This is a genomic window from Nitrosomonas sp., from assembly GCF_022842015.1.
Taxonomy (GTDB): Bacteria; Pseudomonadota; Gammaproteobacteria; order Burkholderiales; family Nitrosomonadaceae; genus Nitrosomonas.
The window spans coordinates 14,203-29,520 of sequence record NZ_JALHQJ010000040.1; the positions used below are offsets into that span (position 1 = coordinate 14,203).

Annotated in this window: 12 protein-coding genes and 1 pseudogene; 6 read left to right on the plus strand and 7 right to left on the minus strand. The window is 47.8% G+C overall.

The annotated features are described in order from the left end of the window. A complete protein-coding gene (locus tag Q0C11_RS08945; RefSeq protein WP_293007208.1) occupies positions 1-2,229 on the plus strand; it encodes a hypothetical protein in 2,229 nt (742 codons plus the stop codon). Positions 2,230-2,290: 61 nt separating this feature from the next. Next, positions 2,291-2,545, plus strand: a complete 255-nt coding sequence (locus Q0C11_RS08950) for a type II toxin-antitoxin system Phd/YefM family antitoxin (RefSeq protein WP_293007209.1) — start codon at positions 2,291-2,293, stop codon at positions 2,543-2,545. Between the two features lie 44 nt (positions 2,546-2,589). On the opposite strand, the gene Q0C11_RS08955 is transcribed toward Q0C11_RS08950, so the two are convergent. Next, a complete protein-coding gene (locus Q0C11_RS08955) occupies positions 2,590-2,982 on the minus strand; it encodes a hypothetical protein (RefSeq protein WP_293007210.1) in 393 nt (130 codons plus the stop codon). Positions 2,983-3,328: 346 nt separating this feature from the next. Here Q0C11_RS08955 and Q0C11_RS08960 point away from each other — a divergent pair, with 346 nt between their 5' ends. Then, positions 3,329-4,900 (plus strand): galactose oxidase-like domain-containing protein, encoded by a 1,572-nt coding sequence (locus Q0C11_RS08960; protein ID WP_293007211.1) that lies wholly within the window; start codon positions 3,329-3,331, stop codon positions 4,898-4,900. A 55-nt stretch (positions 4,901-4,955) separates the two neighbouring features. Then, positions 4,956-5,285 carry a nucleotide pyrophosphohydrolase gene (locus tag Q0C11_RS08965; protein WP_293007212.1) on the plus strand — a complete coding sequence of 110 codons (330 nt, stop codon included), beginning with the start codon at positions 4,956-4,958 and terminating at the stop codon, positions 5,283-5,285. Between the two features lie 25 nt (positions 5,286-5,310). Here the strand turns inward: Q0C11_RS08965 and Q0C11_RS08970 are convergent, their stop codons facing one another. Further along, entirely contained in the window at positions 5,311-6,459 is a 1,149-nt protein-coding gene (locus Q0C11_RS08970; RefSeq protein ID WP_293007219.1) for a class I SAM-dependent methyltransferase, read from the minus strand. A 211-nt stretch (positions 6,460-6,670) separates the two neighbouring features. Here Q0C11_RS08970 and Q0C11_RS08975 point away from each other — a divergent pair, with 211 nt between their 5' ends. Further along, on the plus strand, positions 6,671-8,008 hold the full coding sequence (locus Q0C11_RS08975; protein WP_293007213.1) for a DEAD/DEAH box helicase: 1,338 nt from the start codon (positions 6,671-6,673) through the stop codon (positions 8,006-8,008). Positions 8,009-8,037: 29 nt separating this feature from the next. On the opposite strand, the gene Q0C11_RS08980 is transcribed toward Q0C11_RS08975, so the two are convergent. The 4 genes from Q0C11_RS08980 to Q0C11_RS08995 are packed head-to-tail and all read right to left on the minus strand — an operon-like array spanning position 8,038 to position 14,352. Further along, the gene (locus Q0C11_RS08980; RefSeq protein WP_293007214.1) at positions 8,038-8,508 is read right to left on the minus strand and encodes a DUF192 domain-containing protein; all 471 of its coding nucleotides are present in this window, start codon (positions 8,506-8,508) and stop codon (positions 8,038-8,040) included. Further along, positions 8,505-11,705 carry an efflux RND transporter permease subunit gene (locus Q0C11_RS08985; RefSeq protein ID WP_293007215.1) on the minus strand — a complete coding sequence of 1,067 codons (3,201 nt, stop codon included), beginning with the start codon at positions 11,703-11,705 and terminating at the stop codon, positions 8,505-8,507. The genes Q0C11_RS08980 and Q0C11_RS08985 overlap by 4 nt, the downstream gene beginning before the upstream one ends. Further along, on the minus strand, positions 11,702-12,895 hold the full coding sequence (locus tag Q0C11_RS08990; protein ID WP_293007216.1) for an efflux RND transporter periplasmic adaptor subunit: 1,194 nt from the start codon (positions 12,893-12,895) through the stop codon (positions 11,702-11,704). The genes Q0C11_RS08985 and Q0C11_RS08990 overlap by 4 nt, the downstream gene beginning before the upstream one ends. 29 nt (positions 12,896-12,924) lie before the next feature. Further along, entirely contained in the window at positions 12,925-14,352 is a 1,428-nt protein-coding gene (locus Q0C11_RS08995) for an efflux transporter outer membrane subunit (RefSeq protein ID WP_293007217.1), read from the minus strand. A gap of 298 nt (positions 14,353-14,650) precedes the next feature. Here Q0C11_RS08995 and Q0C11_RS09000 point away from each other — a divergent pair, with 298 nt between their 5' ends. Beyond that, positions 14,651-15,256 (plus strand): type I restriction endonuclease, encoded by a 606-nt coding sequence (locus Q0C11_RS09000; RefSeq protein ID WP_293007218.1) that lies wholly within the window; start codon positions 14,651-14,653, stop codon positions 15,254-15,256. On the opposite strand, the pseudogene Q0C11_RS09005 reads toward Q0C11_RS09000, so the two are convergent. Beyond that, positions 15,204-15,318: pseudogene (locus Q0C11_RS09005) on the minus strand (IS1595 family transposase); the annotation flags it as partial. The gene Q0C11_RS09000 and the pseudogene Q0C11_RS09005 sit on opposite strands and share 53 nt — an antisense overlap.

The window sequence follows — 15,318 nt, forward strand, 5'->3', positions numbered from 1 at the left end:
ATGCGAGGCTATTTTCCAGTAGATATTCGAGATGAGGAGAATGACGATTCTGTTTTGGACTATCAATTCTTATTTAAGTCTCCGGGTATTATCAGCTCCGCAGATTTAGCAGATTGTTTGAAACAAGGATTGCGACGAGTACTTTATCCGGATGCTATTGTCTTTGTTTGTATTCCCAGTGAGTTTGAACAATTTTCTGAGGTATTTATAACGGATGAAGGCGTAAAACAGGAGCTTGAACGTGCGAGTTCAAAAGTATGTGTATCAATTTGTAAGATAGACAAGTCAGGAAACCTGGAAAAACCAAAGTATATAAAGAATCAGCGTAACTCTTTACCTTTGATTGAAACAAAGCATCAAGAAAAGATTTTTCATGAAGGATTACGGAAATTATTTGATATCCCAAATGTTTTAGCACCCGCCCCTGCTGGTTTTACCTTCGTTAAACCATCAGAAAATCGTTCAAAGTATTTTTTACGTGTTGAACAAGCTCTTTATGAGTCTGAACGTGTTCATTTTCTCGCCTACGCGATTTTGAGCAAGATTGCCGAACGTGAGAAAGTAATCCGTCAATCTATAAATGTTATCTTCATTGATACCATGGGAATTGCTAGCTTAGCTTATGTCTTACGCGAACTTTATCACGAGCTTTATGAGAAACCTCGACCTAGGGTTGAAAGCTTTCATTCATATCGAGGAATTAAAAATATAGCAATCCCTCAAACAGGTACTTCCTTTTGCATTATCTCAGCATCATCTTCTATGAATATGCAAAGAGACTGGCAAAAGCGCACGCGCTGTTTGCCCTCGGAGGTGATAACACTGATTACTTTTAATAATGCTGTAGATAGTAAACAAGCTATTTATGCATTCGATGAAGTTAATTCTATAAATAGCAATGAGGATAAATCAGGATTATGTGATTTGCGTATAGTTGGAGAAAGTTTTACTCACGAGGATGTACCGCTTAAGTCGGTATTGTTAAATGTATCCGCTCATAAACAAAGAAGATGGTTTGAGATTGGGCCAATATATTCTAAGTTGAAATTGTTTTCACTTATGAAGGCAGGGGATGTAGGAAGCAAAATACGTTCCATTTTTGTTGAAGGTGAGCAATTACTTGAAGGCGATGATTTTCAAAATTTCTTTGAAAAACAGATGATGCAATGTGTTCCTCTTTCTGTCCAAGCTATCGTGCATCAGGATGATAAGACTTCTAAAAAATTGGCTGAAAAATGTGCAATTCGTATTAAAGAGATTAGAGAGGAAAAAGAAGCTTTAAGGGTTATTAGTGCCTGTGAGTTGGAAAATAATAATCTATCTTTAGATAAGGATAAAGCTCTACTCATAGTAGCTGCAGTAATTGGCCGTGGAACGAGATTACTATCAATAAGCAGAGATCTGCGTGATCTTCATGATGGTGCTCGTCATTACATGGTTGGCTTTCAACTGACAGAGTCGATTAATGATTGTGAACAACTCAAGAAAAATCTCAGATTTTCAGCAAATAAATCATTGATCAATGTTTCCATAATGGAAAGCCTTGCAATAGGTCGTACTGTCGGAGATACCTATAAGGCTGAAATAGATTTATTTGGCAAGTGGAGTGGTTTTCCTTATTTTGGGAATCGGGTTGATAAATTGCGGCAAAGGCAGGGTTTAAGTCAGAATGCTTTCTTGCCTGCTACTTTGGAAAATGAGGAAAATTTAAAGTTGCGCAAAGATTTCGCATTTTGGAAAGATAAGTATGAGTTGAAAACAGATCATTCTGTAGCTGTATTACTGACCGCAGCTTTGATACTTCAGCATGCTAGAGAATCCAACAAATTCAAAGATGACGATGATCGCTTGGCATCTGATACTTTCCAGCAAGTCGTACTTGATCCGGAGAATTTTGCCCGTTACAACGACGGTGTAATACAAGCTGCACTATTACGTGCAGCACATCCATCTGAGCTTGATTATTCATCTCGTGAAGATGTTAGTCGACGCATGACCGACATACTTTCTGGAATATTTAGAATGAATTCCCGCCAGCAAGGGGAGGCAGCATTGGAGTTTGCTTTTGCTTTAAAGAGTAACCGGTTGAAGCTTTATGAATCGGATCTGAGTCGTCTAAAAGTCGAAGTCAAAAAATTGTGCGAGGATAACGGGAAATACATTAGGCTATTGAAAAATTTTTTGGATATAGACTCTTTTGAAACATGGAGAGATGAGACTAGTATCTGAGTTGACGCATTGAATTTTGCATGCTGGACTTGGACTATCTGTATTTTTAAATGAGATTTCTATGGATGCAATCAGTTATACAACAGCCCGTGTTAATTTAGCGAAAATGATGAAGCGGGTATGCAACGACCATGCGCCAGTCATTATCACCCGAAAGCGGGAAGCGCCCGTAGTAATGATTTCCTTGGAAGATTATCAAGCAATGGAAGAGACAATTTATTTGCTGCGTTCTCCAGCTAATGCACGGCATTTACTGAAGTCCAATGCTGAGCTTGAAACAAGAAAAGGCATCAAGCAAGTGTCAATGGCGGAGTAAAAAGCGTGTAAGAAGGGACAGTTTTCATCTTGCCCCGTTCGTAATCAATAAGAATCACAAATATGGCGACCTTTAAGGTCTTTCTCGCTGGTGGGGTAATCCATATTCGGCATCATGCCCATTGCCATTTTGCCGCATTCTTTGGCCATTTTTATATTTTCATCCTGAGACATGGAAAGTCCGAATTGAATGGCGGTGTTTTGTGCTTCACTACGTTTATTGGCCTGACACAAAGCTTTAATTTCCGTTTCCATTGCCTGCGATTTTTTTCCTAATGCTTCCATGGCCTGTTGGTCAATTCGGGACATGCAGTCTTGCATTTGTTGCGCTTGCTGCATTAATTGCTGCATTTGCTCTGGATTAAAATCCGGTTGCTGAGCATAGCCCGGCAAGGATGCCAGCATAAAAATAATGAATACTACGATTTGTTTTTGCATGGGGCACCTCTCGTTGAATGGTATTTGTTCAATCATTTTACAGAGTTTAGTATTTTTTGTTTTGTATCGATTATCTCGAAAACATGTTTCAACAGATTATGAAGATTCTGTTTTCTGAATGTTCTGATTATAAATACCGCTACAAACGCTTTCCAATGTATAGACATTGTCACAAATTGAACAGGACAATTCTCCTACCTAATCTGTGACAATCTTCCCTATCATACGGGCCGCAATTTATGCACTATGTACTGCGTTTGCAGTTTTCAGATCAAGTGTTGGAAGCGGACTGCGATTGTTTATTAGTTTGTACTGAATGAATGATGATTGATATTGAGGATATCTGATGATTACAGTTAGGCATTTGCCTTTTGCGCAGCGAGGAAGGCATCTTATAGTTCTGTTCTTTTTCAGTCTGGTATTGCTGGTGCTGGGTTTCAGAGGAGCATCCTTTGCTGTGGCGGCTGGACCTGAGGCGCATATAAAGGGCGAGTTTGGCCCATTACATGATTGGCCGATTATTCCTATTGCCATGATGCTCATGTCGGATAGAAGGGTGTTTGCTTACGGCACGAATACGAGCGGTGCGCAAGGCGGCAAAATGTACTATGCGATTTGGGATCCATCCACGGGAACGGGAGTCGATGCATTTGAAGTATTGCCCAATACGACTGAAACTGATATTTTTTGTGCGGGGCAGGCGCATATTCCTGCAAGTGGTCAGGCGCTCATCCTCGGCGGTGATGCGCTGGTAAATAACAGGCGAAACTATGCAAACAGTGATGTAAACATTTTTGATCCAGCCACTGATGCGCTGATACGCCAGACCCAGAGTATGGGATTTAAACGTTGGTATGCAACGGCGGTTACACTTCCAAATGGTGAGCATGCTGTGCTGGGTGGGCGCAACGATAGATTCTTTAAAGGCACAAAAACGGTTCCCGCAACTGTGGCGACTTTTTCGCCTATACCTGAAGTGCGCGCGGCTGATGGTAGCTGGCGTACGCTCACTTCAGCAGCCAGCGATTATGCTTATGGGGCGCTGGGTGCTTCTTCTTGGTTCTACCCAAGGGCCTGGGTAAACCCTCAAGGGGATCTGTTTATCCTTGCGCACAATGGAAACATGTATAACCTGAATACATCCGGTGATGGTGTGCTTACCAAGTACAGCAATAAGATTCAGCCAAGCCAGGCGAGTTTGTCGAGTGTGATGTTTGCGCCTGGAAAGATCCTTACGATCCGTAAGGATCGTAAGGCTATCGTTGTTGATCTCGACCATGCTGTTAAGCCTATTGTTTCTGCCGCAGGATTGTTAGCAAAAGACCGCCAGTATGGTACCGCAATCGTACTGGCAAATGGACAGGTTTGGGTCAATGGCGGTTCATCGACGGGTAACGAGTTGGCGGGTGCGGCGCTGGAATCGGAATTATGGGATCCAGGTACCAATACATGGAAAACGACTGCAAGCGCGGCTACGGCGCGTTTGTATCACTCGACTTCTCTCCTGCTTCCAGATGGAACGGTAATTACAGGCGGTGGCGGTGCACAAGGGCCATTAACGCAGCTCAACGGTGAAATATATTACCCGCCTTACTTATTCAAGACGGATGAAAGTGGTGAGTTTGCGTTGCGCCCGGAAATCATTGATGCGCCCACAACACAGATTAGCTGGAATCAGGAGTTTTCAGTCGAAGCGAGCGAAAGCATTACAAGGGTAACATTGGTACGTGCTGGTGCAGTGACGCATGCATTTGACCAAGAAATCCGTTTTTTTGATTTGCCGGTTCCACAGGTGGGGAACATAGTAACGGTGCAGTCGCCTGCATCACCCAATTTAGCCCCTCCGGGTCATTATTTGCTATTTGTTTGGAATGCTTCGGGTGTTCCTTCGGTAGCCAGAATTATCCAAATGGGCTGAGTTGCCAGTTGAGTGGTTAATGGCGGTTTATTATTACTAATAGGACTTTCTGCATGTGAGTGACATTAAAGAAATTACCCAAGCACTGCTAAAATTCCGTGATGAACGGGATTGGGCGCAATTTCATAATGCTAAAGACCTTGCGCTAGCATTAAATATTGAAGCCGGAGAGTTACTCGAGGCCTTTTTATGGAAACCCTCTGAACAGGCGGATATCGATAAGGTGAGAGAGGAGCTTGCGGATGTTGTTGCGTTTGCTTTGCTGTTGGCGGAAAAATACGATTTGGATGTGAAGCAAATCGTACTGCAGAAGATTGAGCAAAATGCACTGAAGTATCCGGTGGAAAAAGCCAGGGGCAGCGCTAAGAAATACACTGAATTGTAAGGAACTGCTGTCGCACTATTTCTGATCACTGGGCGGCTAGGCGCCATAGCGAAGTAAGCTCCGCAGCGCGAGCTTTGTGCAGTGGGTCGCTGGCATCCGAAACTCGGGGATGGCAGGGCTTCATTTCCGTCCGATCCAATACCCTTAAGCCAGCCGCATCAATGGTAGTAAGCAATTCCTCGCGTGTGCGCAATCCCAAATGCTCAGCAAAGTCGGACAGGATCAACCAACCTTCGCCGCCGGGTAGCAAATGCGCGCTGAGCCTGTGCAGAAAACCGTGCAGCATGCGACTTTCCGGGTCAAATATTGCATGTTCCAAGGGTGAGCTGGGGCGCGCAGGAATCCAAGGCGGATTGCATACGATCAGTGCAGCTTGACCTGATGGAAAAAGATCGGTCTGCATTAATTCAACCTGGCTTAGCACATTCAGTCGCGTCAAATTGTCGCGTGCGCAACTTAATGCACGCGGATCTTGATCCGTTGCGATGATGTGTCGAACGCCACGCAATGCCAGAGCCGCAGCTAAAACGCCGGTTCCGGTGCCAATGTCGAATGCTGTGGATTGGGTTGCCAGTAATTCGGGCGGCGACGCTTGCACAATCAATTGTACATACTCGTTACGAATCGGTGCAAAAACCCCGTAATGCGGATGAATCCTGATACTCAATGCTGGGATCTCAATCCCTTTTTTGCGCCATTCGTGTGCGCCGATTAATCCTTGCAGTTCACGCAATGAGGCGATGTAGGGCTCAGTGCAGGGTCCGTAGGTTTCCAAACAAGCAGTAAGCGCGTCGGGTGCGCGGCGCAAGGGAATGCTGTGATCGGCGTTAAAAGGAATCAACAGTTTTTCCAAGACACGGGCGCGTTGCGATTGCGACAGGCGATGCCGGTGAAAAGCGTCGGTGGGTGAAATACTTGGTTGTTTTGGCTTCTTCTCCGGCTTTTTTTTGTCCATACGCCGTGCCATTGCTTGCAGAAGTTGGCGTGCATTCTGAAAATCCCCACGCCACAGCAATGCGGTTCCTTCGCATGCCAGTCGGTAAGCGGTATCGGCTGGCATGCGGTCATCGATGACTTGCACTCGTTTGGGTGGTGGCAATCCTTTCTCAGAATGCCAGTGAGCAGATTTTTCCTCGCCAATTTCTTGCCAATGAATCATGCAATCATTGTTCATGGCGATAGCGGCGGTAAAATAAGCCATGTAGTAAAATAACAATATAAGGCCATGGAAGAATTAGAAATTTGTTGATGATTGTTGAGATTCTGAAACCAATTCATATTATACTCGCTATAAGAATTGGATTTATGGCAGTATCCTTCATCCCTTTGTCTTGATAGTCATACCCAACCTGGGATGACAACCTGTTAACCCTCCTTGGAGTTTTATGTCTTTCGCTACTTTCGGCTTGTCCGATGAAATTATTCGCGCCGTCACTGAACGCGGCTATACCGTACCTACACCCATTCAGGCGCAAGCAATACCCGCCGTTTTGACGGGCGGCGATCTGCTGGCCGGGGCGCAAACCGGCACCGGAAAAACGGCTGGCTTTACCTTGCCGATTCTGCACCGCCTTTCTGACAAAAGCGTCAAAGGGCCATCCATTGGACGGCCGCCAATAAGGGCGCTTATTTTGGTGCCAACACGAGAGCTTGCGGCGCAGGTGGAAGAGAGTGTGCGTGATTACGGCAAATATTTAAAGTTAAGTTCAATGATGATGATTGGCGGTGTGAATATTAATCCGCAAATCACCCGCCTGAAAAGTCGCGTGGATATTTTGGTCGCGACACCGGGACGCTTGCTGGATCATGTGCAACAAAAAACACTGAGCCTGTCACAGATCGAAATCCTCGTGTTGGATGAGGCCGATCGCATGCTTGATATGGGATTTATTCGGGATATAAAAAAAATACTCGCGCTGTTACCCAAGCAGCGGCAAAATTTATTATTTTCAGCGACTTTCTCGGACGAGATCCGGGTGCTAGCGGATAATCTGCTCAACCAACCAGCCTTGATTGAAGCGGCGCGTCGTAATGCGGTTGCAGACAAGGTCACGCATGTGGTGCATCCGGTGGATCGTGATCGCAAACGAAATCTCTTGGCGCATCTGATTAAGCAGCATCGCTGGTCGCAGGTGCTGGTATTTACCCGTACCAAGCACGGCGCTAATAAGCTGGCAGAATTTCTGACCGCGGACGGTATTCCTGCACTTGCAATCCATGGTAACAAAAGCCAGACGGCGCGCACGCAGGCATTGGCCAAATTCAAGACGGGTAACCTGCAAGTCTTGGTAGCGACCGATATCGCCGCACGTGGCATTGATATCAGTGAATTGCCCCACGTGGTTAATTTTGAATTGCCCCATGTCCCCGAGGATTATGTTCACCGCATTGGCCGGACGGGCCGTGCTGGAGCGGAAGGAGATGCCGTATCTTTGGTGTGCGTGGATGAAATTAAGTTGCTTGCGGCAATCGAAAAATTGATTAAACACGAATTGCGCAGCCAGGTGATTGCTGGATTTGAGCCGGATCCTAGCATTAAGGCTGAGCCAATTAAAAATGGCCGTGGTGGGGAACCACGTGGCGCAACGCCCTCGCGCAGCTCACCAAAAAAATCAGAAAATAAAAAGCCGGTAAGTAAAAAACCTGCGGGTGCCGGTTTTGCTCCATCGTCCCGTCGGCGTTTCGATGAACCTCGTCGAGCGAGCGGAGGGCGAGGACGCTAACTCACTATTCGATAATCCAGGGTACAAACTTACGGCATCACTGCCGGAGCAAGTGGAATTCCGCGCAACTTGAAACCGGGTTTTAGACCACGCGCTTTGAACCAACCTTGGTTCATCTCCAAGGCATAGCGTACCGGCTTACTCGAACAGTGCGAGCGCTCGGTACGCGGCTGCATGTCACGCAGATTGACGATGGCGCCATTATCGTCGATAAACGCGATAGTCAGCGGTATCAGCGTATTGCGCATCCAATAGCAGCGTACTTGCGGCACCTCGTAAACGAAAAGCATTCCTTCGTTGACCCCCATCTTCTTACGGTGCATTAGGCCGATGCTCTGCTGGTTGTGCGTGTGTGCAACTTCGGCTTGTATTACATGCATGCCGGCCGTTAATTCGACTGTAGGTAGGCGTGGTTGCGCGCGATCCTGTGCGATCGCATGGCTGGCGAATAATAATCCGCAGACGAATGCAATGCCATGCCGCACTAAATTTCTAATCATTGTTTACCTTCATCGATTCTAGTTTGATCATCTTGCGGCGGCGCTATAGCAATCGTTTGTTGTGGCTCGTTTGCACTAGTTGGTCGTTTGCCGCGTTGCGTGAGCTTGCCGATCAAGACAAAAAACAGCGGTACAAAAAAGATCGCCAGGAATGTAGCTGCGAGCATGCCGCCGAATACGCCGGTTCCGATTGAGTGACGGCTGGCTGCGCCAGCACCGGATGCGATAACCAGTGGTAGCACCCCCAGTATAAATGCCATCGACGTCATGATAATAGGCCGAAAGCGAAGCCGTGCCGCATCGAGTGCTGCTTCGGTTAATGACATCCCGGCTGCGTAGCGTTGATTGGCAAATTCCACAATTAAAATGGCATTTTTGGCCGCTAATCCGATCAAAGTCACTAAGCCGATTTGAAAATAAATGTCATTAGTCAAATCCCTTGTCCAAATTGCCAGAAATGCTCCCAGGATTCCAAAAGGAATAGCTAAAATAACAGCAAATGGAATAGACCAGCTTTCGTACAAGGCGGCCAGTACCAGAAATACCATCAGCAAGGCAAAAGCGAAAACATAAGTCGATTGCCCGCTGGCCTTACGCTCTTGCAAGGATATTCCGCTCCAATCGATCGAATACCCTTTCGGCGTGAGAATTTCATCGGCAATTTGCTGCAAGGCTTCAAGTGCTTCCCCCGAGCTATAGCCGGGCGCCGCGCCGCCCAATATGAGCGCAGAATTGAATCCGTTGAAATGCGTCACAGGATCTGGGCCACTATTAAACTCGGTGGTCACTACCGAATCCAGTGGAATCATAGTATTTGTTGCTCCCGTCCGGGCGCGCACATAAATCTTGCTGATATCATCCGGGTTGGAGCGATATTCTGGCAGTGCTTCAGTCTGTACCCGGTAGATGCGGCCAAATTTTACAAAATCATTGACGTAGAGATTACCGAAATAGGCCTGCATGGTATCGAATACTTCCGAAATCGGAACACCCAATGCCTTGGCACGTTCGCGGTCTACCGTAGCAAACAGTCGTGGCGCGCTGATACGAAAATTGGTGCTGGCCACTGCAATCGCTGAGTGTTCTGTGGCTTTGGCAGTAAACTCCTGCGCCACTGCGGCAAATTCAGCAAAATCTCCGCCAGCGGGGTCCTGCAATTGCGCTGAAAAACCGCCGGTGGAACCCAGTCCGCTGATCGAAGGGGCATTAAAAGCCAGCACTAAAGCTTCCGGAATTTTGGCAAATTCCTGGTAAGCTGCGGCAATTAGGCCGGGTACCTGTTCGTCGGCATGCTTGCGCTCGTCCCAGTGATGCAACGGGACAAACATCGTCGCTTGGTTCGTCCCGCGGGTACCGAAAACAAAATTCTGGCCGGTCAATGTGTCGGTGGAATGAACGGCGGGAATTTCTTGAAAATACCCTTCGATTTTCTCTAACACTTCGATGGTACGTGTCAGTGAAGCGCCATCCGGCAATTGCACCACGGTAATAAAATATCCCTGATCTTCCTCCGGCAGGAAACTCCCAGGAATTGTTTTGAACAAGCCCATATTAACCAGTATCAGCATCAAAAAAATGATAAGCGCAATTAGGGATCGTTTAATGACGACGTCAACTGTTCCGACATATCCTGTTTGCGCCCAATCAAAAAATCGATTAAATGTTTTCCAGAATCGTCCGGGAGAGCCATGGCTAGGCTTGAGCACCAAGGCGCATAATGCGGGACTGAGGGTCAGTGCTACAAATCCGGAAATAGTCACAGAGAGTGCAATGGTGATGGCAAACTGTTTATACAACTCGCCAGTAATTCCACCCAAGAACGCCACGGGTACAAACACGGCAGCCAGCACCAGAACACTTGCAATCACTGGCCCAGTCACCTCGTTCATAGATTTTTTTGCAGCATCTCGGGGTGAGAGCCCGCCTTGAGTCATTTGTCGCTCGGCATTCTCCACGACTATAATCGCGTCATCCACCACGATACCGATCGCCAGAATCATACCGAAAAGCGTCAGCGTATTGATCGAAAATCCCAACGCTTCCATACCGGCAAGCGTTCCAATCAGCGAAATTGGAACGGCGAGTGCCGGAATCAGTGTTGCACGCCAACTTTGCAGAAAGAGAAAAACAACCAGAATTACCAATATCATTGCTTCGGCGAGTGTTTTGACCACTTCCCTGATAGAAACATCAATGAATGTCGTTGTGTCGTATGGGATATCATAAGACACTCCTGCTGGAAAGCTGTTTGCAAGCTTGTCCATTTCTTCACGAATCCGTTTAGAGGTGTCGAGCGCATTTGCGCCGGGTGACAGAAAGGTCAGTAAAAAAGTATTGGGTTTCCCATTCCACCGTCCTTGCAGGTCATAAGATTGAGCACCCAATTCCACGCGCGCAACATCGCGCATTCGCACCATCGCTCCGTCCGGATGAGCACGAATAATCATGTCTTCGAATTCGTTAACCTCACTCATGCGTCCACGAGTAATGACCGGAATAGTTAATTCTGTGCCCTTTGGCGTTGGTTCGCGCCCTATCCTGCCAGCTGGGAAATCGCGATTCTGTTCCCGTACAACTGCTGCAATTTCCGTTGGTGTAATATTAAGTTGCGCCATACGGATGGGGTCGAGAATCAAACGCATGGAGTAATTCTGCCCGCCAAAAATAACTGCGTCACCAACACCGGGAAGCCGTTTGACATTATCGAGAATGCGCAACAAACTATAGTTCGAGAGAAAAACGGTGTCATGCTTGGGATCCGTTGAACTCAAAGCAATCACTGCCAATAAATCGGGCGATGTTTTTTTGACGGTAATACCTTGTCGCACAACCTCATCGGGCAGTTGTGGCTCGGCCAGACGCTGCCGGTTCTGCGTCTGCACCTGTGCAATATCAATGTCGGTTCCAATCTCGAACGTGAGCTTCATGGTCATATGCCCATCGTTGGTACTGGTTGATTCATAATATAAAAGATTATCAATACCCGGAAGCTGCACTTCGATTGGGCGCGCTACCGCTTCCGCCACGACTTCCGCGCTGGCGCCCGGATAATCTGCATCGATCTGCACCATAGGCGGCGTGATCTGTGGAAACTGCGCAATAGGCAATTTCTGCAGGGCAACTAAGCCGATGACAACAATGATAATGGACAGGACCGATGCAAAAATAGGTCGGTCGATAAAGAAATGAGAGTTCATGGCGTACTCTGTAGATTGGGTTCCTCGGGGCTGTGGCTTGAGGTAGTAGTTTCTTTTTTATGAGGCACGGGGTCGACTTTCGCGCCTGGGAGAATCCGGAAAAAACCTTCTACTACCACACGCTCCCCTGGACGCAAACCTTCTTCGATCAACCATTCCTTGCTACGCCACATGCTGGCCCTGATCGCTCTAAGCTCCGCCTTATCTTCCTCATCAACGACATAGACAAATGATCCGCTAGGTCCTTGCTGCACAGCGCGTTGGGGGATCAGGATGGCGTCGGTGCGGGTATAGCCTTTAATGCGAACTTTGACGAACTGCCCGGGATAAAAATAGGATTGCCCTGGCGCAAAAGCACCTTCGGGATTGGGGAATACAAATCGTCCTTGCAATGTACCCGTTTCAGGCCGCAAAGCAACATCTGCAAAATCAAGCACACCTTCTTGCGGGTACACGCTGCCATCCATGAAAGTCATCACGCCGCGTAACTGAAAAATATCCGGTCGTTCCACCTTATGCTCAGCGAGTTCACGGCGGCGGCGCAGAAGATAGCTCTCAGGAACGCTGACATTGACATACATTGGATCAAGCTGGTCGATTGTCGCGAGAAGCGTTTCCTGAGCGGAAATCAATCTTCCTTCATAGAAATTGCTGCGACCAATGCGACCGTTTACCGGCGCTGTGATTATCGTATTATCCAGGTCAAATTTAGCCTTGATCAGATCATTCTGCGCCGATTCCAGCGCCGCTTTAGCTCCCCGCACCTCTGCCTGCGCGTCATCCACATTTTTTTTACTGACGGCTTGCTGCTCCAGCAGCGGAAGCACGCGCGCCAAGTCCTGCTTGGCTAGATCGAGGCGGACCTGAGCCTGAGCCACCTTGGCTTTGCTGCTGAGATAAATCGCTTTAAATGGCACAGGATCAATGAGATATAGCTGATTACCCTGTTTAATATTGCGCCCTTCAGTAAAAAAGACCTTTTTGATGATTCCGCTGACCTGCGAACGGATCTCGACTGGGCGGAAAGCTTCCGTTTGCCCAATGAATTCAGGTTCATCCTGAATCGCTTGCGATGTTACGGTGATGACTTCGACTTGTGGAACGGGAGCGGAAGAATCCGCAGGCGGCTTTTCAGTGCAACCGATCAGAACAGCCAGGCATAATCCGATGCTCAAATAAATTTTATTCATGTTTTTCCTCTGTACTGATGCAAGCAAACTCAGTATAGCTTTACTTTGTTTGTCTCATGACCATTGCTGTATTCCGGCGCCCATCCGCCACCCAAGGCATTATACAGCTGGACAATGGATACCAGATGAAGGCGCTGCGTCGCACTCAGGGAAAACTCGGCATCGAACAGCGTGCGTTTGGCGAGCAACACATCGACGTAACTTGTAATGCCGCCCTGATAGCGCAGGTCTGCCACATGCAAAGCAGAGTGCAATGCTTCGACCTGCTGTTGCTGTGCTTTGATTTGCTCGTTGACGGTGCGAATGGCCACCAGTGCATCTTCAACTTCTTTGAACGCAATCAAGATGGTTTGCTCGTATTGTGCGAACGCTTGTCTTGCCTGCGCTTCCGCAGCACGTTGCTCAAAACCCAGGCTTTGTGCATTGAGCAATGGGCCTGCTAAGCCAAGCCCACCCACGCCAAACTCGCTACCGGAAAGCAGCAGATTGGATAAAGCCGGGCTGGCCACGCCAAGGAAACCGGTAATCGAAAGTTTGGGAAAGCGTGCTGCCTGAGCTACGCCGATTCTCGCGGTGGCGGCTGCCAGGGTTTGCTCGGCTTGGAGAATATCCGGGCGTCTCTGCAATAATTCTGAAGGCAGACCAGCCGGCACTTCGGGCGGAATCGCTTGCTCTGTAAGGAGTCGGCCTCGCGCTATCGATATTGGGTTTCTACCCAGCAGTACGCTGAGCTCATTTTCTTTTTGCACTATTCTGCGCTCAAGTTCAGCTACCCTCGAAGCTGCATTCGCTCGTTCGGCCTCGAACTGATCCAGATCAAGGCGTGAAATGATGCCACCTTGCAGCTGCGCACGCGAAATAGCGACCGATTCTTCCCATGAAGACAAAGCGCGATGCGCAATTTCCAGTTGGACATCAAATTGCAACAGGTCGAAATAGGATTGTGCCACCGTACTGATGAGCGTCAGAATGATGGCGCGACGATTTTCCTCACGTGCCATCAGTTCAGCGCGGGCAGCCTCATTGGAACGGCGAATCCTGCCCCAGATATCCAGCTCCCAGTTCAAAGTTGTCTGGCCGAAATAATTGTAGGGCGTTGGGAAGCCGGGAATCTTGAATCCACCGAGCGTGCCAAACGCAGGCGCATTGCCGCTGATCTCCATATTGGGGACAAAATCCATAAACGCAATGCGTGAGCGCGCTTCAAACTCTTCGACACTGGCGATGGCACGCTTGAGATCCTTGTTCTCCTGCAAAGCTTGCCGGATCAATTGTTGCAGCGTTTCATCCTGGAGCAACTCCCACCATTGTAAATTGGCGATTGATTCGCTCTCCATCTCGGATAACCGAAACTTCTCGGCGGTATCCACTTGCGGGCGAATAAAGTCTGGCCCCATCGCGCAGGCGGTAAGCAGCAGGATGGAGAAGATTGATAGTATGCGAATCCAGAGTTTCATTTGAGCATTGAAAGTTGGTTGATTTTACAGCTTTAAAAATGTGCGATCAGAATCACATAAACTCTGTGTTAATGTCAAATTCACGGATTAAAAGCTTTAGTATCGTGAGATTGCACTTCCTGCTCAGGACACGTGAGAGATTAGCTGGATCAATGCCGGGGGCGGAGGCAGACATCCAATCTGTTTGCATCATTGATGAATCTAAGTATTTCTCACAACACTACCAAAATTTTCCATCTCTAACGAGAAACAGTCAAAACCTGTAGAATTATCAAGTTGAACTTTCTGAATCGTTCCAATGACAACAACTGAAAGCCAAATCGAGCACGATCTCATTAAAAAGCTCGACGACCTTAAATATATCTGCCGACCGGAGATCCGTGACCGAGAGGCGCTTGAGCAGAATTTTCGGGACAAATTCGAAACGCTCAATCGTGTCAAATTGACGGATAGCGAATTTTCCAGGCTGAGAGATGAGATTGTTAACGCCGATGTCTTCGCCGCCGCTCGCCACCTGCGTGAAATAAACACCTTCTTCCGTGATGACGGCACACCGCTGAATTACACGCTGGTCAACATCAAGGATTGGTGCAAGAACAGATTCGAGGTGGTCAACCAACTGCGCATCAACACCGGCAACAGCCATCATCGTTATGACGTGATGCTGCTCATCAACGGCGTGCCGGTGGTGCAGATTGAGCTGAAAGCCCTGGCTATCAGCCCGCGCCGGGCGATGCAGCAGATCGTCGATTACAAGAACGACCCCGGCAACGGCTACTGCAAGACCCTGTTGTGTTTCCTGCAACTGTTCATCGTCAGCAACCGCAGCGATACCTGGTACTTTGCCAAGGCTATGTCACAATTAGTTGTTGAACCTGCCTTGTTTTGCCAAGAGATGCTATAAAACAAAGGATTGGTGTAATACTTTGACCGAGACGGTCAATCATTCTGTGCCATCCGAGGTAA

Coding starts and splice junctions, on each gene's coding strand:
- Q0C11_RS08945 (WP_293007208.1), top strand. CDS start 1: ATGCGAGGCTATTTTCCAGTAGATATTCGAGATGAGGAGAATGACGAT.
- Q0C11_RS08950 (WP_293007209.1), top strand. CDS start 2,291: ATGGATGCAATCAGTTATACAACAGCCCGTGTTAATTTAGCGAAAATG.
- Q0C11_RS08955 (WP_293007210.1), bottom strand. CDS start 2,982: ATGCAAAAACAAATCGTAGTATTCATTATTTTTATGCTGGCATCCTTG.
- Q0C11_RS08960 (WP_293007211.1), top strand. CDS start 3,329: ATGATTACAGTTAGGCATTTGCCTTTTGCGCAGCGAGGAAGGCATCTT.
- Q0C11_RS08970 (WP_293007219.1), bottom strand. CDS start 6,459: ATGAACAATGATTGCATGATTCATTGGCAAGAAATTGGCGAGGAAAAA.
- Q0C11_RS08975 (WP_293007213.1), top strand. CDS start 6,671: ATGTCTTTCGCTACTTTCGGCTTGTCCGATGAAATTATTCGCGCCGTC.
- Q0C11_RS08980 (WP_293007214.1), bottom strand. CDS start 8,508: ATGATTAGAAATTTAGTGCGGCATGGCATTGCATTCGTCTGCGGATTA.
- Q0C11_RS08985 (WP_293007215.1), bottom strand. CDS start 11,705: ATGAACTCTCATTTCTTTATCGACCGACCTATTTTTGCATCGGTCCTG.
- Q0C11_RS08990 (WP_293007216.1), bottom strand. CDS start 12,895: ATGAATAAAATTTATTTGAGCATCGGATTATGCCTGGCTGTTCTGATC.
- Q0C11_RS08995 (WP_293007217.1), bottom strand. CDS start 14,352: ATGAAACTCTGGATTCGCATACTATCAATCTTCTCCATCCTGCTGCTT.
- Q0C11_RS09000 (WP_293007218.1), top strand. CDS start 14,651: ATGACAACAACTGAAAGCCAAATCGAGCACGATCTCATTAAAAAGCTC.